The organism is Desertimonas flava, assembly GCF_003426815.1.
GTDB classification, from domain to species: domain Bacteria; phylum Actinomycetota; class Acidimicrobiia; order Acidimicrobiales; family Ilumatobacteraceae; genus Desertimonas; species Desertimonas flava.
Genome location: NZ_QKYK01000015.1, coordinates 87,474 through 108,232, shown reverse-complemented (window position 1 = coordinate 108,232; position 20,759 = coordinate 87,474). Strand labels below are relative to the sequence as shown.

At 71.3% G+C, this 20,759-nt stretch carries 19 protein-coding genes and 1 tRNA gene; 8 read left to right on the top strand and 12 right to left on the bottom strand.

The window, feature by feature from the left end; translation table 11 throughout:
- The first annotated feature begins 102 nt into the window (after positions 1-102).
- Both DN771_RS17415 and DN771_RS17410 read left to right on the top strand, forming a co-directional pair.
- Positions 103-765 carry a DUF2510 domain-containing protein gene (locus tag DN771_RS17415; protein WP_116998819.1) on the top strand — a complete coding sequence of 221 codons (663 nt, stop codon included), beginning with the start codon at positions 103-105 and terminating at the stop codon, positions 763-765.
- 30 nt (positions 766-795) lie between these two features.
- Positions 796-2,082 carry a PLP-dependent lyase/thiolase gene (locus DN771_RS17410; RefSeq protein ID WP_116998818.1) on the top strand — a complete coding sequence of 429 codons (1,287 nt, stop codon included), beginning with the start codon at positions 796-798 and terminating at the stop codon, positions 2,080-2,082.
- 24 nt (positions 2,083-2,106) lie between these two features.
- Here the strand turns inward: DN771_RS17410 and DN771_RS17405 are convergent, their stop codons facing one another.
- On the bottom strand, positions 2,107-3,231 hold the full coding sequence (locus DN771_RS17405) for an aminotransferase class V-fold PLP-dependent enzyme (RefSeq protein ID WP_162942069.1): 1,125 nt from the start codon (positions 3,229-3,231) through the stop codon (positions 2,107-2,109).
- On the bottom strand, positions 3,228-4,196 hold the full coding sequence (locus DN771_RS17400; RefSeq protein ID WP_116998817.1) for a helix-turn-helix transcriptional regulator: 969 nt from the start codon (positions 4,194-4,196) through the stop codon (positions 3,228-3,230). The genes DN771_RS17405 and DN771_RS17400 overlap by 4 nt, the downstream gene beginning before the upstream one ends.
- Before the next feature lie 59 nt (positions 4,197-4,255).
- Between DN771_RS17400 and DN771_RS17395 the strand changes: the two genes are divergently transcribed.
- A complete protein-coding gene (locus DN771_RS17395) occupies positions 4,256-4,921 on the top strand; it encodes a GNAT family N-acetyltransferase (protein WP_162942068.1) in 666 nt (221 codons plus the stop codon).
- Complete coding sequence (locus tag DN771_RS17390) at positions 4,918-5,343, top strand: VOC family protein (RefSeq protein WP_116998815.1); 426 nt, start codon at positions 4,918-4,920, stop codon at positions 5,341-5,343. Before DN771_RS17395 ends, DN771_RS17390 begins: the two co-directional genes overlap by 4 nt.
- Before the next feature lie 6 nt (positions 5,344-5,349).
- Here the strand turns inward: DN771_RS17390 and DN771_RS17385 are convergent, their stop codons facing one another.
- Complete coding sequence (locus DN771_RS17385; protein WP_116998814.1) at positions 5,350-5,781, bottom strand: YybH family protein; 432 nt, start codon at positions 5,779-5,781, stop codon at positions 5,350-5,352.
- 70 nt (positions 5,782-5,851) lie between these two features.
- Here DN771_RS17385 and DN771_RS17380 point away from each other — a divergent pair, with 70 nt between their 5' ends.
- The gene (locus DN771_RS17380; protein ID WP_116998813.1) at positions 5,852-6,736 is read left to right on the top strand and encodes a LysR family transcriptional regulator; all 885 of its coding nucleotides are present in this window, start codon (positions 5,852-5,854) and stop codon (positions 6,734-6,736) included.
- A 31-nt stretch (positions 6,737-6,767) separates the two neighbouring features.
- Here the strand turns inward: DN771_RS17380 and DN771_RS17375 are convergent, their stop codons facing one another.
- On the bottom strand, positions 6,768-7,781 hold the full coding sequence (locus DN771_RS17375) for a L,D-transpeptidase family protein (RefSeq protein ID WP_116998812.1): 1,014 nt from the start codon (positions 7,779-7,781) through the stop codon (positions 6,768-6,770).
- Between the two features lie 275 nt (positions 7,782-8,056).
- Here DN771_RS17375 and DN771_RS17370 point away from each other — a divergent pair, with 275 nt between their 5' ends.
- Positions 8,057-10,438 (top strand): helicase HerA-like domain-containing protein, encoded by a 2,382-nt coding sequence (locus DN771_RS17370; RefSeq protein WP_116998811.1) that lies wholly within the window; start codon positions 8,057-8,059, stop codon positions 10,436-10,438.
- 403 nt (positions 10,439-10,841) lie between these two features.
- Here the strand turns inward: DN771_RS17370 and DN771_RS17365 are convergent.
- Positions 10,842-10,915: transfer RNA gene (locus DN771_RS17365), tRNA-Leu, on the bottom strand.
- 27 nt (positions 10,916-10,942) lie between these two features.
- A complete protein-coding gene (locus tag DN771_RS30100; RefSeq protein WP_193615381.1) occupies positions 10,943-12,796 on the bottom strand; it encodes a DUF2207 family protein in 1,854 nt (617 codons plus the stop codon).
- Between the two features lie 93 nt (positions 12,797-12,889).
- Between DN771_RS30100 and DN771_RS17355 the strand changes: the two genes are divergently transcribed.
- Positions 12,890-13,858 carry an endonuclease/exonuclease/phosphatase family protein gene (locus DN771_RS17355; protein WP_116998810.1) on the top strand — a complete coding sequence of 323 codons (969 nt, stop codon included), beginning with the start codon at positions 12,890-12,892 and terminating at the stop codon, positions 13,856-13,858.
- A 22-nt stretch (positions 13,859-13,880) separates the two neighbouring features.
- On the opposite strand, the gene DN771_RS17350 is transcribed toward DN771_RS17355, so the two are convergent.
- From DN771_RS17350 to DN771_RS17330, 5 genes are read right to left on the bottom strand one after another with little or no spacing between them, the layout of a single operon-like run.
- Positions 13,881-15,287, bottom strand: a complete 1,407-nt coding sequence (locus DN771_RS17350) for a mycothione reductase (RefSeq protein ID WP_116998809.1) — start codon at positions 15,285-15,287, stop codon at positions 13,881-13,883.
- Positions 15,284-15,898 carry an RdgB/HAM1 family non-canonical purine NTP pyrophosphatase gene (gene rdgB, locus DN771_RS17345; RefSeq protein WP_116998808.1) on the bottom strand — a complete coding sequence of 205 codons (615 nt, stop codon included), beginning with the start codon at positions 15,896-15,898 and terminating at the stop codon, positions 15,284-15,286. Before rdgB ends, DN771_RS17350 begins: the two co-directional genes overlap by 4 nt.
- A complete protein-coding gene (gene rph, locus DN771_RS17340; protein ID WP_116998807.1) occupies positions 15,898-16,671 on the bottom strand; it encodes a ribonuclease PH in 774 nt (257 codons plus the stop codon). The genes rdgB and rph overlap by 1 nt, the downstream gene beginning before the upstream one ends.
- A gap of 30 nt (positions 16,672-16,701) precedes the next feature.
- Entirely contained in the window at positions 16,702-17,520 is an 819-nt protein-coding gene (murI, locus tag DN771_RS17335; protein WP_116998806.1) for a glutamate racemase, read from the bottom strand.
- A 43-nt stretch (positions 17,521-17,563) separates the two neighbouring features.
- Positions 17,564-18,298, bottom strand: coding sequence for a CPBP family intramembrane glutamic endopeptidase (locus DN771_RS17330; RefSeq protein WP_162942067.1), 735 nt, complete (start codon positions 18,296-18,298; stop codon positions 17,564-17,566).
- Here DN771_RS17330 and DN771_RS17325 point away from each other — a divergent pair.
- Entirely contained in the window at positions 18,288-19,391 is a 1,104-nt protein-coding gene (locus DN771_RS17325) for an acyltransferase family protein (RefSeq protein ID WP_205528641.1), read from the top strand. The two genes, DN771_RS17330 and DN771_RS17325, sit on opposite strands and share 11 nt — an antisense overlap.
- 15 nt (positions 19,392-19,406) lie before the next feature.
- On the opposite strand, the gene DN771_RS17320 is transcribed toward DN771_RS17325, so the two are convergent.
- Complete coding sequence (locus DN771_RS17320; RefSeq protein WP_116998803.1) at positions 19,407-20,750, bottom strand: DEAD/DEAH box helicase; 1,344 nt, start codon at positions 20,748-20,750, stop codon at positions 19,407-19,409.
- Between the last annotated feature and the right edge of the window lie 9 nt (positions 20,751-20,759).

Below are 20,759 nucleotides of genomic sequence, written 5' to 3'. Positions count from 1 at the left end.
CGAGCGTCCCGAAGTCCGAGCGGAGAGGCCGGCGGAGCGCCAGCGGAGCCGGCCGGCGCGCGCGGCCTGCGTGGCCGGGGAACGCAATGAGAGGAGTCCACAATGCCTGATCCGGGATGGGTGCGAGATCCATCGGGTCGGTACCAGCAGCGCTACTTCGACGGTACTCGCTGGACCGAGCACGTCGCCGACGAGTACGGACGGCGCAGCACGGACCCCGTCGAGAACGCGCAGCGCCAGGCGTACGCGCCATCGGCCCCGGCGGCGCCTGCCGGCTACACCGGACCCGGTACGGCCGTGGCCCCGTACCAGCAGGCCGCGACGCCGCCGGCGCCGGCGTCGACCACCTCGGCCGAACCGGCACTCGAGCTGTCGCCGCGTTCCATCGTCGGTGCCGTGGGCGGCCTCATCGCCCTCTTCGCCATCGTGCTCTGCCCGTGGTTCGAGGACACCCGGATCGTCCAGCTCCTCGGCGTGTTCGACGGCGGGCTCTTGAAGGTCACCTACTTCGAGACCGGCTGGATCATCACCATCGTCGCCGTGTTCATCGCGGTCGGCGCGGCGATCCGCTCGACGCCGGTCTCCCCGCGCTGGTTGGCGTCGATCCCGGTCGGGGTGTGCACCGTGTGGGCGGTCGTCGGCACCCTCACCCTCAAGTCCGACCTCACCGGCATCTCGTTCGGCTTCGGCTTCTTCGTCGCCGTCGTCGGTCTCCTGGCCGCGACCGTCGCGCCGTTCCTGCCCGGCTCGTCAGCGCGTGGCTGAGGTTCGCGACGCAGCACCGCGAGCTGTTCCATGACGCACCCCACCGGGCCCGTCGTCGCCTGGCGCTGCGCGGTGTGTGCGGCGACCGTCGACATCGCCGTGCCCCACGCCTTCGTCTGCCCCAATGCGACGCCCACCGATCGGCACCACGTGCTCCATCCGGTCATCGCGACGGCCGGGGCCGGGCAACCCGGCGACGACCTCGGCGCTCCGAACCCGTTCGTCCGCTACGCGCCGCGGCTGGCGTGGTGGGCCTTCGCCGCCGCCAACGGGATGACGGAATCGGCCCGGCTCGCCCTCGCCGAGGACGTCGCGGCCGGCTTCGTGACGACGCCGTTCGCGCCCCACTCCCTCGAGCTCTTCCCCGAGGGCGCCACGGGCTGGCCGACGACGGTGTGGGTGAAGGACGAGACCGGCGCCGTCGGTGGGAGCCACAAGGCCCGCCACCTCGCAGGAATCCTCCTCCATCTCCGCGCCGCCGAGCTGCTCGGCCTGGCGCCCGGCGGCACCGGCGCGCGACCACCGCTGGCCATCGCGTCGTGCGGGAACGCGGCGATCGCCGCAGCCACCCTCGCCCAGCGGGTCGAGTGGCCGCTCCACGTGTTCGTCCCGACGTGGGCCTCCCCCGCCGTCCTCACGCTGCTCGCCGACCTCGGCGCGACGATCACCGAGTGTCCGCGGCGTGACGACGACCCACCCGGCGACCCGGCGGTGTTGCGGTTCCGTGAGGCGGTCACCGCCGGCGCCATTCCCTTCAGCGTCCAGGGCCCGGAGAACGGTCAGTGCCTCGACGCCGGCCGGACGCTCGGGTTCGAGCTCGCCGACGCCGTCGGCACCGCCGACGGGCCCGATCGGCTCGATCGCGTGGTGGTGCAGGTCGGCGGCGGGGCGCTGGCGGCGTGCGTGGGCTGGGGGCTCGGGCCGGACGTGCGACTCGACACGCTGCAGGCCCAGGGATGTGCACCGCTGGCCCGGGCGTGGTGGCGGGCCAAGGACGCAGGTGTCACCGGAGCCGGTCTCGCCGGACGTTGGTCGCAGCTGATGACCCCGTGGGTCGATCCGCACTCGTCGGCCGACGGCATCCTCGACGACGAGACCTACGACTGGCTCGCCGACATCTCCGTGATGCAGGCCAGTGGTGGCCGACCGCTCGTGGCCCCGGAGGAGGCGATCGAGCGGGCGACGGCGATCGCCGCGACGACGGGCATCCCGGTGAGTGCCACCGGCGCGGCCGGGCTGGCCGGACTCCTCGTCGCCGACGGTCGTCCGACTCGCGGCGAACGGGTCGCCGTCATCTTCTCCGGCGTCCGGCGCTGACCGCGACTCCCACCCGCCCCCGGTTCACAGCACGGCGAGCGCGGCGGCGAGGCGTTCGATGTCGGCCGGCGTCACGTCGACGTGAGGGCTGACGCGCAGCCACGGCTCGGTCAGCTCGAGCGGCGCCCGGGCGACGTCGCTCGCCGTGGTGACGATGCCGAACTCGTCGAGCAGGCGGCTCCGGGTGACGAACACGTCCTGGCCGGTGGTCGGTGCGATCGCCGAGATCGCGCCAGGCGTGTCGACCCGATCGACGACGCGCCACCCGGGTACGTCGGCCAGCCCTGACCTCACCGTCCGGCCCACCTCGTCGAGACGGTCCGTCAGCGCGGTCACCCCGATCGACAGGGTGTCGGCCACGCCGAGGGCGAGACCGATGCGTCCGGCGATGTTCGCCTCATGGGACTCCAGCCCGTCGAGCGGTCCGCCGATCGGCCGCGGGGCCGGTGCCCGCTCGAGGCGCAGCCGGTCCCGGTACTCGGGCGCGACGACGAGCAGCCCGACGCCGCGGGGTCCCGTCAACCACTTGCGGCTCGTGCCGTAGATGACGTCGGCACCAGAGGCGACGTCGCAGTGGCCGACGGCCTGCGCGGCGTCCACCCACACCGGGACGCCGTACTCGCGGCACACCGCCACCACCTCGGCGACGGGCTGCCGTCGAGCGCGGTGGGCCGCCTGCTGCACGACGTGGACGAAGGCCGGAGGGTCACTGGCGACGGACCGACGCAAGGCGTCGGTGTCGATCACCCCCTCCGCATCCACGTCGAGGAGACGCCGCACCAGGCCCGCCGAGGCGAAGCGCCGGAGGTTCGGTCCCCACTCCCCCGGCGCAACGGCGACCTCGTCGCCGGGGGCGATGGGAGCCACCTGGAGGGCCGCCGCCAAGGCTGCGCCGGCGCTCTCGACCAGCACGACGCCGTCGGGGTCGACGCCGGTGAGGTCGGAGAGCCCATCGCGCAGCGCGGCGATCCGGTCGGCGGCACGTTCCGCTGCCACATACGCGCCGTCGGTCGCCTCGGCCATCGCGTGGGCGGCGACCGCCTCCAGCACCGCCGTCGTCGACCGGCCGGCCGCTCCGGAGTCGAGGTGGCAGAGCCGGGGCGCCGGCCGGGCGGCCGCCCACGCGGCCCAGGGATCGTCGAGAGTCACGGCGTGACAGCCTGCCGCCGACCGACCCGGTTCGCACCGGTGAGGGCGGTCAGACGCCGGCTCAGCTCGGCCATGTGGTCGACGAGCACTGCCGGCCCGATCACCTCGAAGTCGATGCCGACGCGGAGCAGATGCCAGAGGATGACGTCGAGGCTGTCGCCGCCTGTGCTCACGAGCGTGGAGTCGTCGTCGACGGCGGTCAACACGGCGGCCTCGGCGGGGATCCTCTCCGCCATGACGCCGAGTGGAGCGGCGAACAGGACACGCGCCTGGTACCGGTACGGGTTGATGCTGAGCGCGGCCTGGACGAACCGGTGGGGATCCGGTGGGTCGGGTGGTGTCTCTCGATGCCCGGTGGCGACGATCGAGTCGATGCGGTCGAGGCGGAACGTGCGCCACTCGCTCCGGCCACGGTCGTAGGCGACGACGTACCAGCGGCCCACGGCGTGGACCAACCGGAGGGGCACCACGAGGCGCTCGCTCGGCGCACCGTCGCGAGACACGTAGTCGAGACGCAGCCGTTCGCCGTCGCGGCACGCCGTGGTGAGCGTGACGAGCATCGCCGGATCCACGGGCGGTCGCCCGTCGAGGCCGAGGGTCATGTCGCCGACCGCCGACATCTCTCGCCGCGCCGTCGGCGGGAGGAACTGCTCGAGCTTGGCGAGCGCCGATGAGCCGGCGGCGACGCCGGGCACGGCACGCAGGGCGGCGGCGATCGCCACCGCCTCGTCCCGCTCGAGCATGAGCGGGGGGATCGCCGCTCCGCCGGTGCCGAGTTGGTAGCCGCCGGTGGCGCCGGCATGGGTGAGCACCGGGTAGCCGAGCTGACGCAGTCGGTCGACGTCACGCCGGACGGTGCGGGCGGTCACGCCGAAGCGCTCGGCGAGCTCGGGACCCGACCAGATGCGCGGGGACGACTGCAGCGCTGCGAGCAGCCCGAGGAGACGCGCCGTGGTGTCGACCATCTCCCCAGTGTGACCCGAACGGACAGAAGCTGTCCTCATTCTCGCGTAGCGTGCGCGTCGTGACCACGGCCAGCGATGCACGCCCCGCGAGCGACGGGATCGAGATCGTGCCGATCACGCCCGACCGCATCGCGGATCTCGATGCGCTGTTGGCGCGGGGCGACCCCCGCACCTGCCAGTGCGCGTGGATGCGGCTCACCAACGCCGAGTTCGCTCGCCTCTCTCCCGACGAACGCCGGTCGGTGCACCACGGTGCGATCCGAGACGCCACCGCCGACGGGCGAGCCGCCGGGTTGCTCGCCTACCGGGACGACGTCGCCGTCGGCTGGGTGAGCTTCGGACCACGCGACGAGTTCGCTCGGGTGGCGGCGTCGGCGACAGGCCCGACCGACGACGTCCCCGCCTGGTCGGTCGTGTGCTTCGTCGTCGCCGCCCGGGCGCGGCGCCACGGCGTCGCCGGCCGCCTCCTCGACGCCGCCGTCGACTACGGCGAGCGCCACGGCGTGCCGGTCCTCGAGGGGTACCCGACCACCACCGGTAAGCGCTCCAACGACCTCTGGCGAGGGACCGTGGGCATGTTTGCGCGCGCGGGATTCATCCCCGTCGAAGTCCGGGCGCGGCGAGCCTCCCCCGAACGACCCGTCATGCGTCGTCGACTGCACCAACGTCGGCGATCGACACCCGACCAGCCGCCGACCCCCGAGCAACAAGGAGATCCCCGATGACGTCCCCGACCATCCAGATCGCCATCGATGCCGCCGACGCCTACGCCCTCGCCAACTTCTGGGCAGCGGTGACCGGCTACGAGATGGAAGATCATCACGACATGATCAACGAGCTGCTCGCCGCCGGCGTGGCCACAGAGGCCGACACGATCGAGATCGACGGCCGGCGGCACTGGGCCACCGCCAGTGCATGCCGCGATCCAGAGGGCAAGGGACCGAGACTGCTGTTCCAGCACGTCCCGGAACCGAAGACGATCAAGGACCGCATCCACCTCGACCTGCACGTCGGTCCGGAGCGCCGGGACGCCGAGGTGGAGCGGATCCTCGCCCTCGGGGCCACGAAGCTGTGGGACGGCAGCCAGGGGCCGCAGTCGTGGGTGACGCTCGCCGACCCCGAGGGCAACGAGTTCTGCGTGAGCTGACGCCCGTCAGCGGTCGCCGGGTGACACGAACTCGGGCTGATCGAGCACGCGCAACCAGCTCCCGTCGGGCTGCCGGCGCACCACCTGAGCCCTCGCTCCCGCTTCGTCGCGCGGCGGCGTGGAGGTGAGCGCCAGATCGCCCGTTCGCAGCGTGGGCAAGGGTGTCTCGGGTTCGAAGTGAGGTCGGCTCGCCAGAACCTCGGCCCAGAGCGCTTCGATCGCGTCCCGGCCCACCGTGGTACTCCCCGGCGGGTACGCGAGGACCGCGTCGGGCTCGTAGAGCGCGGCCACTCCGGTGGCGTCGCCGGCATTGGAGCGCTCGACGAACAGCCGCGTGATGTCCTCGGGCTCCAGCGCCTTGGGGTAGCCGGCGAACCGGTCGTGCGTCGGGGGGGACGGGCCGTCGGTCGTTTGTGTGCTGTTCGTGTCGTCGTTCATGCCATCCAGGCTGTCGGCACGTGCCCATCACTACAACAAATGACGTTGATCCTTGTGAGAACATCTGGTTATGGACCTTCGCCAGCTGGAGTACTTCGTCGCCGTCGTCGAGGAGGGGACCTTCACCCGGGCGGCCGCCCGGACGGGCGTGAGCCAGCCGGGCATCAGCGCCCAGGTCCGTCAGCTCGAACGGGAGCTCGGCGCCGAGTTGCTCGACCGTTCGGGGCGAACCGTTCGCCCCACCCCGGCCGGGGATGCGGCGCTCGAGCCTGCCCGGGGCGCCTTGGCGGCCGCCTCCGCGGTCCGCCAGGCGGTCGGTGACGTCGTCGGGGTGCTACGGGGCCGGCTCACCGTCGGCATGGTGACGGGCTGCACCGTGCAGCCGCTGTTCGCCGGGCTCGCCGGCTTCCACCGTGCTCACCCGGCGATCGACCTGACCCTGTTCGAGGACACGTCCGAGCGCCTCGTCGACGGGGTCCGGCAAGGCACGGTCGACCTCGCCCTCGTCGGCACCGCCGGCCGGCCGCGGGGTACGGCATGGCGTGCGGTGGCCAGCGAGCGGCTGGTGGTCCTCGCCCCACCCGACCACCCGTTGCACCGAGCGTCGCCGGTCACGCTCGAGCACGTCACCGCGCATCCGGTCGTGTGCATGCCGCGCGGCACCGGCATCCGCACGGTGCTCGACCGGGCGTGTGCGGCACGGGGCCTCGAGCCCGACATCGCCGTGGAGGCCAGTGCCGCCGAAGCGATCGCCGACCTGGCCGCGAGCGGCATCGGTGTGGCGGTCCTCAGCGAGTCGATGGCGCCGTCCGTCGCCGACCGCCTCTCGTCGCATCTGATCGCCGACGTGGCCGATCGCGCCGATCTCGGTCTGGCCTGGTCGTCAACGCCCGGGCCGGCACTCGTCCGGCTGGCCGAGCACGTGAACCGCGCGTTCGGACCGCCGCCGGAGTGACGGCGACGGGCGGGGCGGATCGGTCAGGCGATCAGATCACGACGACGGGGGTGCCGACGTCGGCGAAGGCCCAGAGGAAGGCGGCGTCGGGGTTGGCCTGGCGCTGGCAGCCGCTCGACAGCCGGGTGCCCAGCTCTTCCTCGGTCTGGTAGGCCGAGCCGTCCTCGACGTGGGTGGGGATGCCGTGGAAGCCGATGGCCCCGATCTCGGTCTTCAGCCAGCGGATCATGTAGGGCAGGATCGCCCGACCGTTCCACGCCGTCGACTGCTCCGACCGTGAATACACCTGATGGGTGCCGGGGAGCTCGTTGTTGTACTGGCTGCCCGACACGAGCCACGAGCGGATGACGACCTCGTTCTCGTCGACGGCCCACACGCGCTGGCTGATCCGCTCGTACACGACGCGGTATCCGGATCCGGAGTCCTCGGGCAGTGGCGGGGCGTTGCTGGTGATCGAGGTGACCGAGGAGACCGGGTAGCCCCACGAGTCCATCGTGCCGGCGGGCAGCGGGTCGGTGTGCTCGACGAACAGCTGCTCGTCGGGCCAGATCCCGAGCGTGAGGCCGGTGACGCGACCGACGACGCCGTCGACGAACAGGTCGTGCTCGGTCTGGAACGCCTCCACAGCCTGGGCCGTGGCGTAGTCGAACGTGCCGCTGACCTCGCCGTTGTAGAAGCCTTCGCGAACGAGCGCCTGCTGCAGGCACTGCACGTCGATGCCGGTGGCGTTGTAGCCGATCGACTTCGGCTCCACCTGACAGTCGGGGGTGAGCTCGGTGGACGGCTCGGCGATGGCGAGGTCGGGGACGGCCTCGCCGGCCGCGCCGGGAGCGGCGATGCCCGCCGCCGCGGCGACCGTGGTGGTGGGGGCAGCCGTCGTCGGTGCGGCGACGGTGGCGGGCGCCTCGGCGCCGCCGGCGGCCGCCGGCGAGTTGTCGCCACGGGCGGCGGCCACGAGGGCGATGCCGCCGATGCCGAACACCGTGCAGCCGACCACGATGGTGCGGGTCAGACGTTCGCGCTGGCGATGGCGGGGTTGGAGCACCCGCCGTTCACGGGGATCTGGCCTGTTCACGGTCCTCCGACGATTTGGGCCCGACTGGTCAACGCCCAACGCCCCGGGTGAGCCGGGTGCAGGGGCCGGCATGCTGGGGCTTCGTGACGCACTGAGCGATTGTAGGTCGAACCGAGGCTATCAGCAGCGGATCTTCGCCGACCCGCCCGGAGCACTCGGGCGACCCCGGCCAGCAGGCCGTCCCAGACGCCGGCGCCGCACCACTCGTCCTCCGCCGGCCGTCCGCGCCACTACCGTCGGCGCTCATGGCAGAGCTGTTCCTCGGCGGGATCGTCGACCCCGGTTCCCACGAACGCACGGGCGACGACGTGCGCATCGACACCGCCGACCTGACCACCCACGGGGTGATCGTCGGCATGACCGGTTCGGGGAAGACAGGTCTGGGCGTCGTCCTGATCGAGGAAGTGCTCAGCGCCGGCATCCCGGCCCTGCTCATCGACCCCAAGGGCGACCTGACCAACCTCTGCCTCACGTTCCCCCAGCTCGCCGCGTCGGACTTCCGGCCGTGGATCGACGAAGCGCAGGCCAAGGACGCCGGCCAGACCCCCGACGAGTTCGCCGCTGCGCAGGCCGCCACCTGGAGCAAGGGCCTCGAGGGTTGGGGCTACGGCCCCGACCAGATCGCCGCCCTCCGCGAACGGGTGGACTTCACGATCTACACGCCGGGCTCGCGATCGGGGACGGCGCTCAACATCGTCGGATCGCTCGATGCGCCGAGCACCACCGACGACGAGGCCATCGCCGACCAGATCGAGGGGTTCGTGTCGGGGCTGCTCGGCCTCGTCGGCGTGGATGCCGACCCGCTCTCCAGCCGGGAGCACATCCTGCTGTCGAACCTCATCCACCACGCCTGGACGAACGGCCGGTCGCTCGACCTGCCGGCGCTCGTCGGTCAGGTGCAACAGCCGCCGATCGCCAAGCTCGGGGTGTTCGAGCTCAGCGAGTTCTTCCCGGCCAAGGACCGCACGGCGTTCGCCGTGAAGCTCAACGGCCTGCTGGCATCGCCGTCGTTCGCCTCGTGGGGCGCAGGTGTCTCCCTCGACATCCAGTCGATGCTGTTCGGGTCCGACGGCACGGCCCGGTGCGCGATCGTCACCACGGCGCATCTGTCCGACGACGAGCGCCAGTTCGTCACCTCGCTCGTGCTCGGCAAGCTGATCACCTGGATGCGGGCGCAGTCGGGCACCACCGACCTCCGCGCCCTCCTGTACATGGACGAGGTCGCCGGCTACCTGCCACCGACCGCCATGCCGGCGACCAAGAAGCCGATCATGACGCTGATGAAGCAGGCCCGGGCGTTCGGCGTCGGCGTGGTGCTGTCCACGCAGAACCCGGTCGACATCGACTACAAGGCGATCTCCAACGCCGGCACCTGGATGGTCGGGCGGCTGCAGACCGAGCGGGACCGCGACCGCCTGCTCGACGGGATGAGCGCCGCCGACGGCGGCGTGGACATCAAGGCGGTCGGCGCCACCATCGGCGGCCTCGCCAAGCGCGAGTTCGTGCTGCGCCGCGCCGGCAAGGACGAGCCCGAGGTGCTCACCAGTCGCTGGGCGATGAGCTACCTCCGCGGTCCGATGACGAAGGATCAGATCGCCCAGCTGACCGAGGGCACGACGGCACCGGCTCCAGATCCGGCTCCCGCTGCGGCGCCGGAGACGCCGGCGGTGCCCGCGCAGGCGACACCCGCAGCGGCGGCGGGCGATGCCACCCCGGTGATGCCGACGGTCGCCGACGGGATCACGGTGCGGTGGCTCGACGCCTCGATCCCCGCCGTCACCGAGCTCGGTGGCGATCCCGCCGGCACGACCGCGGCGCCGATCGTCCTCGCCGAGGTGCAAGCGCGTTACGACGACACCAAGCTCGATCTCGTCACCGACGTGACGTACACGTTGGCGATCGCCCCGCTGGGCGAACGCCTCGACGCCGCCGCGGCCCGCGACGTCACCCTCGACCTGGCCGACCTCCTCGATGCGCCGGACAGCACCACCGCGTACCGGATCTCGAAGGCGCCGCTCGGCGACGCCGCCGCGTGGAAGCAATTGGGCCGCGATCTCGTCGACCACGTCGTGCGCACCCGCCCCCTGTCGGTGCAGGTGAACAAGCAGCTCGAGCTGGCCTCCCGTCCCGACGAGCAGGCCGTGGACTTCCAGGCCCGCTGCGCCGCGGCGGCCGAGTCCGCCATCGACGAGGCCAAGGCCAAGGTGACCGCCGCTCACGAAACCAAGGCGGCGCGCCTGCGGGACCAGCGCGACGCGGCCGCCGACCGCGCCGAGATGGTGTCGGAGCAGGCGGCCGAGCGCAAGCGGGGTACGTGGCTGCGCGCGGCCGGCGACGTCCTCGGCGGGCTCTTCGGGTCGAAGCGCAGTGCCGCAGGCAAGATCGGCCGCGCCGCCGAACGCCTCACCAGGAACTCCGACGGCAACCGGGTCGACGAGGCCCGCAACAAGGTCGGGCGCATCGAGGCGCAGCTCGCCGAGCTCGACGCCAAGCTCGCCGCCGACCTCACCGACGTCGAGGCCAAGTGGGCCACCATCGCCGCCGACATCACGACCGCCGACGTCCCCGCCGAGAAGACCGACGTCAAGGTCACCCAACTCATCCTCGCCTGGCTCCCCGTCTCCTGACCGAGCATCTCACGGGATGTGCCAGGGGGGCTTGGCAGATTGGGGTACGTCGTCGCCGTGACCGGAGGTGCCTGGCACATCCGTTCACGCGTCAGACCCGCGTGCCTCGAGGCGTGTGTCGACGATTGCGAAAATCGCAACGATCAGCACACACCTTCCCGACGTCGGGATGACGCCGCTCCCTGGGGACGACGAGCACCTCACCCACACTCCGTCGATCGCTGACCGCGCGGGCACAGCCCGTCAGCTTCCGAGATAGTGCCAGGCACTATCTCGGACATCACCACGACCAACGTCCCGCCGAGAAGGCCGACGTCAAGGTCGCCAATCTCATCCTCGCCTGGCTCCCCGTCTCCTGAGCGGTCTGACGGGATGTGCCAGGCACATCCCGTCAGTCGCGTCGTACCGGCGGTGGGACTCGAACCCACACTTGCGACTACCTAAAAGTCGTGCTTCTGCCAATTGAGCGACGCCGGCGGATGTCTGGTCCAGACTACGCGGCGTTCACCATGAACCGGAGCTGCCGCCGCCTCCGCCTCCCCCGACGCTGCCGCCGGAGAAGCCACCGCCCCCTCCCCCACCGCTGCCGCTGCTCGACGGCGGCACGCGGGTGGAGCCCATCGCCGCAGCGTGGTGATAGAGGAGGATCGGTGCGGCGTTGAACTCGGCCGGCGGCACGGTGGAGCCCCGCATGGCCGCCTCCCAGGCGTCGGCGGTGCCGAGGGCGACAGCCCACGCCGAGTACTCGCGCAGCATGCCGTGCTTCCACGCCCACTCGACGTGGCTGGCCTCGCTGGCGGCGAGAAAGCGGCGGAAGGACTCCGTTCGGATCGCCAACGCCGAGCCGGACACCGTGCGGGCCGGGAGTAGGCGCCGGTAGGCGAGCAACGCGGTGATGCCAGGTACGGCGACGGCGAGCAGCAGGGCGACCACCGGGCTGCCGAGCCCGGGGGCGGCGCGCAGGGCACCTCCCCCGAACAGCATCGCCGCCACGGCGCCGATGACGATCACGGTGGCGATGCCGGTGCTCCCCGCACCGCTCGACCCGCCGATCGGGCGCTTCCAGAACCCCGACGCGGCGACGAACTGCCGCTGGCGCTTGGCGATGTCGGACCATCCGGCGGCGAAGTTCTTCGAGTACTTGCCGAGCACGATCCGGTCGCCGCCGATCATCCGCTGGAGCGCGGCCTGCTCCTCGGGCGGAGCGCTGGCGAAGCGCGGCCCCTTGCCCAACTCCACCTTGTCGCCGTCGAGCTGCGTGACCGTGAGTACGTCACGCGCGGCGTGCGCCGAGACCCAGGCCGCCACGGTGTCGTTGTCGAAGCGTTCGTTGAGGAGGACACGTCCCAGCCACGGGTCGACGCCGGCCGGCGGGGCGAACTCGGTCGTCGCCAGTTCGGCGAGCTCGTCGTCGGTGACGAGCCGGACGCCGCCGGAAGCGGCCATCTGAGCGGCCCGTTCGGAGGCCCCCGACGGGACGGGCGCGTCGAGATCGGTCGCCACCGCGGTCCCGGCCGGAGGCGGGGGCAGGGGCACCGCCGAGAACCCGAACGCCACGTCGGCCGCCCCGCCCGCCACCACTTCGTTGCGGCCGCGGCGACGCGCCCAGGCGTACGTACCGGCGCCAGTGGCCAGGCCGAGGGCGCTCGTGGCGATCCCCAGCGGCACCCGGCGGTCGGCCGGCGCGTCGGGGAGGGCAGGCGGCTCGACGTCCACGACGTCGCGGCGGCCGACGATGCGACCGCCGATGGTGATGCCCTCGTGGGGTTCGAGCGGGGAGAACACGGCACGGTAGGTGGTGCCGTCGTCGACGAGCTCGCAACCGCCGACGTCGCCGAACCCGCCGACGTTGCAGGTGGGGTCTTCCAGCTCGAGCCCGGTGACCACCAACTCGAAGTGCTTCGTCTCGAGCGTCTCTTCGGTGCCGATGACGTCGAGGGCGAGCTGGCCACTCGACAGCCGGGCCGCGGGAAGGGTGTAGGCCAGCGTGTACCGGTGCTGGCCGGTCACGGTCACGTCCGGGTCGCCGATGCGGATGCGCGTCTCCCAGCCCACCGACTGCACGTCGAGGTCGTCGGGCGCGTCGGTCGACGTGGCCACCACGTCGGTCGGCGCGCCGAAGTCGTCGGGGATGATGCGCTGATAGCCGTGCCGCTCCTGTTCGCCGAAGTCCTGGTCGACGATCTCGGTGATCCGGAGGCCGTTCTCACCGTCGGGCGCCACGACGACCTGCTTGGCGTCGAAGCGCTCGGGACGGTGCTCACCGATCAAGCCGGTGAACGCACCGATCCCGATGGCGGCGGCCGATCCCCCGACCACCAGGTGCTGCCACGGCGAGAGTTTGGCGAGAGAGGCCATGCGCCCCATCCTGCCGTAGGCGGTCTCTCCGCGCCGACATGTTCGCCGGGCCGCGGTGGTGGACGGGGCGGTTGCTGCCACACTGCTCGGCCGATGTCCCTGCTCGCCGCCTCATCACGCATCGGCAGGGTTGTCGAGATCGCCGGCTGGGCGGCCGTCGCCGTGATGGTGGCGTTGGTCGTCACCCAGATCGTCGGATGGACCGGGCATCGGTACGTGGCCGCGTTGCAGTCACTCGTGCCGTACGTGCTCGGCCTCGCCTTTCCGCTCGCTGCCGCAGCCCTCGTCACGCAACGGTGGGCCCTCGCCGCTGTCGCCGGTGCGGTGGCCGTCGCCCTCGTCGTGATGGCGTGGCCGCTCTTGCGCCCGCCGGCCGAGCCGGCTGCCGCCCACGGAGCGACGCCACTGACGGTCTTCCACGCCAACCTGCTGTATCTCAACACGCGTCACGAGGAGACCGTGGACGCCGTGACGGCGGCGGATGCGGATGTCCTGGCCTTCACCGAGTACACGCCGGGCGCGGCCGCCGCGCTCCATGCCAGTCCGCTCGCCGACGAGTATCCGTACCGCATCGAGTACTCCCACCCGGTGGCGAGGGGCACCGCGCTGTGGAGTCGTTACCCGCTGAGCGAGTTCCGGCCGCCGGAGACGAAATCGGCCGCCGTCCTCGCTCGTGTCGAGTCCTCCGACCCGGTCGTCGTGCTGGCCGTCCACGTCACCAGCCCGCTGATCTCGACGGACGACTGGTCGAGCGAGCTGCGCAACCTCGACGTCGCTCCCCTGCGCGACGGCGAGCCGGTGGTGATCGTCGGTGACTTCAACGCCACGTTCTGGCACCCGCGCTTCCGTGCCTTGCTGAGCAACGGATGGCGCGACGCGCATCAGGCGCTCGGCCGCGGCTTCTCGACCTCATGGCCCGACGACATCCAGCCGATCCCCAACTTCGTCCGCATCGACCATGCGCTGCTCAACGAGCACGCCGTCGCGACGGCGGTGGAGGACGTCGGCGTTCCGGGCAGCGATCACGTCGCCTTCGTGGTGACGCTGGTCCCCGCCGCCTGAGGCCTGCCCCCGACAGGAATCGTCAGGGCCGCGGGACCTTGAGGAGGGCGTTCTCGACGACCTCGCTGAGCGCCGGGTGGATCCAGTACTGCCCGGTCGCCACGTCGTGGGCGGTCTGGCCGAAGGACATCGCATGGATCAGTGGCTGGATCACGGTGGCCGCTTCCGGACCGATGACATGGGCACCCAGCAGCAGCCCGCTGTTGGGATCGGCGAGCAGTTTGACGAACCCGGACCTGTCCTCGCGCGCCCACCCGGCGGCGATGCCGGCGTAGTCGTGCCGAACGGCGATGTAGTCGATGCCTCCGGACTGCGCCTGCGCCTCGGTCAGCCCGACCGCGGCGATCTGCGGTTCGGTGAAGACGGCCGACGGCACGTAGCGGTGGTCGGTACGGATCAGCGCCTCGGGGTGGGCGAGGTTGTGCTTGACGACACGCATCTCGTGATTGGCGACGTGCTTGAGCTCCCAGGGCGACGACACGTCGCCGAGGGCGAAGATGCCGTCGGCCGTGGTGCGCTGGTACGCGTCGACGACCACGTACCCGCGGGAGTCGACATCGACCCCGGTCAGGTGGGGATCGAGCCGGTCGCTGTTGGGCACTCGCCCCGTGGCGACGAGCACGAGGTCGACCGAGAGCGTGCGATCGCCGAGCACCAGGTCGACGCCGTCGTCGCCGGCGCGCACCTCGCTCGGCACGGTGTCGGTGAGCAGCGTCCATCGGGCGGCGGCCTCGTGGGCGAAGGCGGCGGCGACGTCGGCGTCATGAGAGCGCAGCAGCCGGTCGCCACGCACCAGCTGGGTCACGTCCACGCCGAACGCCGAGAAGACGTGGGCGAACTCGGCGGCGATGTAGCCGCCACCGATGATCGCCAGCGACCGTGGCAGGTCGTCGATGCGCATGATCGTGTCGGAGGTGTGGACGCGTGGGCCGAGGGCGAGACCCGGGATGTCGGGCACGACCGCCCGGCCACCGGCTGCGATCACCCAGCGGTCGGCCGTGATCGTGACGCCGTCGCCGCCGGTGTCAGAATCGCCTCTGTCGCCGGTGGCGACGTGCATCGTCTTGTCGCCGACGAAGCGTCCGTAGCCGGTGTAGACGGTGACGTTCGGATTGTCCGAGCTCTCCCGCCAGGCCTTGCCGCCCGTCGAGATCGGATCGATCCGCCCGAAGATGCGGTCCCGGAGGCTGCGCCAGTCGACAGAGTCGACGTGCATCTTCACGTCGAGGCGGGCGGCCCGGCGGGCACCGTCGGCGAGGTCGGCCGGGTGCACGTACATCTTCGTCGGGATGCACCCGACGTTGAGGCAGGTGCCTCCGTACGTGCCGCCTTCGACGATGGCGATGCTCAGGTGGTCGAACTCGGGGCCGGGGATCGAGTTGCCCGAACCGCTGCCGATGATGACCAGGTCGTGGTGAATGACGCTCATCGCTCTCCTTGGGGGTCGTCATCGTCAACGCCGCCGAGGGCGGCGAGCTTCCCGACGAGGGCGGAGAAGGCGCGGCCGCGGTGGCTCACGGCATCCTTCTCGTCCGCCGACATCTCGGCGAACGATCGGCCGTCGCCGCCGGCGGGGATGAAGACGCTGTCGTAACCGAAGCCGCGGCCGCCACGTGACGCCGGAGCGATCGTTCCCTCGCACGTCCCTTCGGCCCAGACCTCGTGGCCGTCCGGCCAAACGACCATCGCCACGGTCCGGAAGCGCGCCCGGCGATCGTCGGACCCCTCGAGCTCGGCGAGCAGCTTCGTCCAGTTCTGCTCGTCGGTCGCCCCCTCCCCCGCGAACGACGCCGTGTCGACGCCCGGCGCTCCACCGAGGGCGGCCACTTCGAGGCCGGTGTCATCGGCGATTGCCGGCCGACCGCTCGCCACGGCGACCGCCGTCGCCTTCAAGCGGGCGTTCCCCACGAGCGTCCCGGCATCCTCGACGACGGGTGGCACGGAATCGGGGCGCGGCAGCAGTTCGACGATCCCGTCGAGGATCGACTCCAGCTCGGCGACCTTGCCGGGGTTCGCGGTCGCGCAGACGAGCGTGATCATCAGCGTGCGGGACGTGGCGCCGGCGGGACCGACACCATCTCGGCCTGAAGGTCGACGATGCGGGCCAGGCCGCCCTCGGCCAGCTCCAAAAGCGAGTCCAGCTCGCTGCGACTGAACGACTGCCCCTCGGCGGTGCCCTGCACCTCGACGAAACTGGGCTCGCCACCGCCGACGGGACGCAGCATCACCACGTTCATGTCGACCTCGGCGCGGCTGTCCTCGACATACGGCAGGTCGAGGACCAGTCGTCCCCCGACGATGCCGACGCTGATCGCCGCGCAGAACGAGTGCAACGGGTGCCGGGCGATCGTCCCCGCGGCCACGAGCCGGCTGAGGGCGTCGTGCAACGCCAGGAACCCGCCACAGATGCTCGCCGTCCGCGTCCCGCCGTCGGCCTGAAGGACGTCGCAGTCCACCTGGACCTGCCGCTCGCCCAGCGCCCTCATGTCGCAGGCGGCACGGAGGCTGCGCCCGATGAGCCGCTGGATCTCGACGGTGCGGCCGCTCTGCTTTCCCTTGGCCGCCTCGCGGCCGACCCGCTCGGGCGACGAGCCGGGCAGCATCGAGTACTCGGCCGTGACCCATCCCTTGCCGGAGTTGCGCATCCAGCGCGGCACGTCCTCGTCGATGCTGGCCGTGCACAGCACCCGGGTCCGTCCGAAGCTCACCAGACACGATCCCGCCGCCATCTCGGTGAAGTCGCGCTCGAACGTGATCGGGCGCAGCTCGTCGGGCGTTCGGCCGTCGGGACGCGGTGTCGTGTCGGTGCTCATGTGGGGGTCCTTTCGTAGAGGTCGGGCGCGTCAGCGGGCCGGCCAGGGCAGGGCACTGTCGAGCTCGGGGCCGAGGAGGCGCGATCCGAGCTCGCGGAAGATCTCGACGTCGCCGCTCGACAGGAACGTCCGGCGACCGACGCGATCGGCCGACGAACGCAGCAGGCCGAGCTCGCGCAACAGGTCGGCGGCGGCGAACGCCGTCTCGTCGGCCGAGCTGACGAGCGTCACGCCGGTGCCGACGACGTCGGTGACGACACGGGCGAGATAGGGGTAGTGGGTGCAGCCGAACAGGAGGGCGTCGAGGTCGGCGGCGACGATCGGGGCCAGGAGGCGCTCGGCGAGCACCATCACCTCGTCGCCCGACGTCTGCCCGCGCTCGACGAACTCGACGAACCCGGGGCAGGCCGCCGACGTGAGCACGATGTCGTCGCGGCCGGCGGCTGCCGCGGCGGCCTCGACGGCGTGGACGTACGAGCCCGACGAGATCGTGCCCACCGTGCCGATGACGCCGACGCGGCCGCTGACCGTGGTGGTGATGAGAGAACGGGCACCGGGTTCGATCACGTCGATCACCGGCACGGGCAGATCGGCGCGGAGCTTGTCGAGACCGGCCGACGCCGCGGTGTTGCACGCCACGACGACAGCCTTGGCGCCGTAGTCGCTCACGAGGCTGGTGGCGATCTCGGTGGCGTGATCGCGGACCTCGTCGAGCGGCTTGTTGCCGTACGGGTAGCGGCCGGTGTCACCGATGTAGACCACGTCCTCGGCCGGCAGGAGGTCGATGAGGGCTCGGGCGACGGTGAGCCCGCCGAACCCCGAGTCGAACATCCCGATCGGCCGATCCATCGCAAGAAGGATAGGAAGTTTCGTCCTCGGCGACCCGGGCCGATCAGAGCCGGCCGATCGATCCCTGGATGCCGGCGCCGCCGATGAACCAGGCCATCGCGTAGGCGACCGAGTTGCTGGCGGTGTGGACGAGCACCGGCGCCAGCAGGCTCCCCGAGCGATGGCGGAGGAACGAGAGCCACAGACCGACGAGGAACGTGCCGACCACGGCGAAGACGACGCCGCCGATTTTGGCGGCGAGCCCCTCGCCGAGGATGTCGCCGAGCACCGGGTTGACCTCGCTGAGCGACAGCGACGGCAGCACGTGCCAGAAACCGAACAGCAGCGAGCTCACCACCACGGCCCGGACGGTCGACATGTGACGAGCGAGAACGGCAGGGAGCACACCCCGGAACGCAGTCTCCTCCAGGATGACCGTGCCGGACGGGATGCGGATGAAGACTTCGTACAACATCCGGCCGAGGTCGCCGTCGACCCGGGAGTCGTCGAACAGGCCCCGCGTCGGGGGCAGCAAGGAGGCCGTGAGGTACAGGGCCACGCCGGCAGCGACCACCGTTCCACCCCACACTGCACCGCGGCGCCACTGGGTCAGACCGACGTCCCGCGCGCCGACCTCGAACCGCGCGAGCAGAACGACCGTCGCAGTGACCAGGAGATTGGTCGGCACGTAGAACGCGGCCGGCACCACGCGATTGGACAGAATGTTGCCGATGACGAGCGCCCCGACGATGCCGACCGCGAACGCGGCGCGGGGGCGGGATTCGTACGTGGACTTCATCAGGGCGTTCAGTCTGCTGGTCGTCGTGGCCTGGCACTGGGTTTTCACGATCATCATCTGGCGTGACGACGGTCCCCACGCGAGCAACCCGATCGGCTTCACCAAGGGTCTGTGGATCTTCACGTGGACGCTGCAGATCATGCCGATGTTCTTCTACGTCGGCGGCTACGGCCACCTCCGCTCGTGGGAGAAGGCCCAGGCCGAGGGCCGTTCGATCTGGGAGCTGGTGGGTGCCCGGGCCAAGCGCCTCGCCATCCCGGCCGGTGCCCTCCTCGGTGTGTGGATCGTCATCGGCATCGTCCTCAGCCTCACGCTCGGCGGGCCGTGGGTGTGGCGAGCGGTCACGCTGGTGGTCAGCCCGCTCTGGTTCATGGCCGTCTACCTGATGCTCGTGTTGCTCCTGCCGATCGCCCTCTGGCTGCACCGGCGGTTCGACACGGTCGCTCTCGTCGTCATGGCGGGCGTCGCCGGGCTCATCGACGTGGCCCGGTTCCGCTACGACTGGGACTGGCTGGGCATCTTCAACATGGTGATCATCTGGGGCCTGTGCCATCAGTTCGGGTTCTTCTACGAGCGCATCGTCGCGGCCCGCCGCACCCTCGACTGGACGATGCTGTTCGGCGGCGGCTTCGCCCTCGCCGGACTCGTGGGGAGCGGGCTCTATCCCGGCTCGATGGTGGGGGTCCCCGGTGAGCGCTCGAACATGGCGCCGCCCACGATGTGCATCGTCGCCCTGCTCTTCCTCCAGGCCGGCATCGTCGAGATCATCCGCCCCGCGGTGAGCCGTCGCCTGGAGCGGCCCGGCTGGGCGACGGTCAACGACGTCATCAACCGCTTCTCGCTGCCGCTGTTCCTCTTCCACACCACCGGCATGGCCCTCAGCCGGGCGATCGGGTACGCCATCGACGGCGACAACTACGAGTCGACGCGGCCCACGCTCGGCTGGTGGCTGGGCCGCCCGTTCGCGGTGGTCGGCCCCCTGCTGTGCACGCTGCCGGTGATCTACCTCTTCGGCCGCAAGTGGGCCAAGGCCGACAAGCCCGCTGAGCGCGTCAGGGAGCCCGTTACGGTTGGTGCCAGGCACCAACCGTAACGGCCGATCCGCAGGTCAGCCGGCGGTGGGCACCGTGGAGTCGACCACGTCGTCGCCGAACCGGGAGAGGTCGCGGAGACGTTCGTCGTTGCTGAACACCTCGATCGGCGGCTTGAGCGGCAGCTGGAGCGTGCGCTGCAGGATGCGCATCTGCGTGTGCTGGTTGTACTCGACGAACGTGATCGCCCACCCGTCCCGTCCGGCTCGTGCCGTCCGCCCCGAGCGGTGCAGGTAGTCCTTGGAGTCCTTCGCCGGCTCGTAGTGGATCACCGCGCCGATGTCGTCGATGTCGATGCCGCGAGCGGCGACGTCGGTGGCGACGAGGATCGACAGCTTCCCCTCGGCGAAGCGACGCAACGCCCGCTCGCGGACGGGCTGGGCGAGGTCGCCGTGGATCGCCGCGACGTTCAAGCCGAGCTCCTCGAGTGCTGTGGCCACCCTGTCGCACAGGCGCTTCGTCGGGCAGAACACGAGGACCTTCTGGATGCTCTGGCCGATCGCCCCGACCACCCGGGACTTGTCCATGTGGTGGACGGCGAGGAAGAGATGGTGCATCGTGCCGACCGTGTCGGTGGCCGCATCGATCGCCACTTCGACCGGATCGGACAGATAGTGGCGGATGAGATGGCCGACGTCGCCGTCGAGCGTCGCCGAGAACAGCATCGTCTGCGTGCGGGCCCCACAGTGACGAAGGATCCACTCGACCTGGGGCGTGAAGCCGTCGTCGGCCATGCGGTCGGCCTCGTCGAGCACGACGACGTCGACGGCACCGAGATCGACTTCCTTCGACTTCAAGAGGTCGATCAGGCGCAGCGGCGTGGCGACCACGATCTCGACGCCCTGCTGGAGGCGGGTGACCTGGTACGGCCGGCTGGCCCCGCCGTACACCGGCAGGACGCTCATTCCGGCGTGGGAGGCGACCGGCTCGAGCACCTCGGCGACCTGGATGGCGAGCTCGCGCGTCGGAACGAGCACGAGGCCCAGCGGGCGAAGCGGTTCGGCCCGATCGACGATCCGCGAGAGCATCGGCACACCGAACGCGAGCGTCTTGCCCGAGCCGGTGCGGGCCCGGCCGCAGACGTCGTGTCCGGCCATCGCCACCGGGATCGCCTCGGTCTGGATCGCGAACGGTTGGGCGAACCCGGCCGCGGCCAGTCCGTCGTCGATACGCGGCGGCACGCCGAGGTCGGCGAACCCGGTCGGGGGCTCGACCGGAGGAAGGATGTTGGTGGAGGTGAGGGAACGGTTCGAGCCGGACGACTGGCCGTCGAGGCCAGGATCGGTACCGGTCTCCGAAGCCGATCGCCGGCGCGGTCGCCGGCGGCGGGGGGCACCCCGCCGAGGGGAGGCATCAGACATGGTGCAACT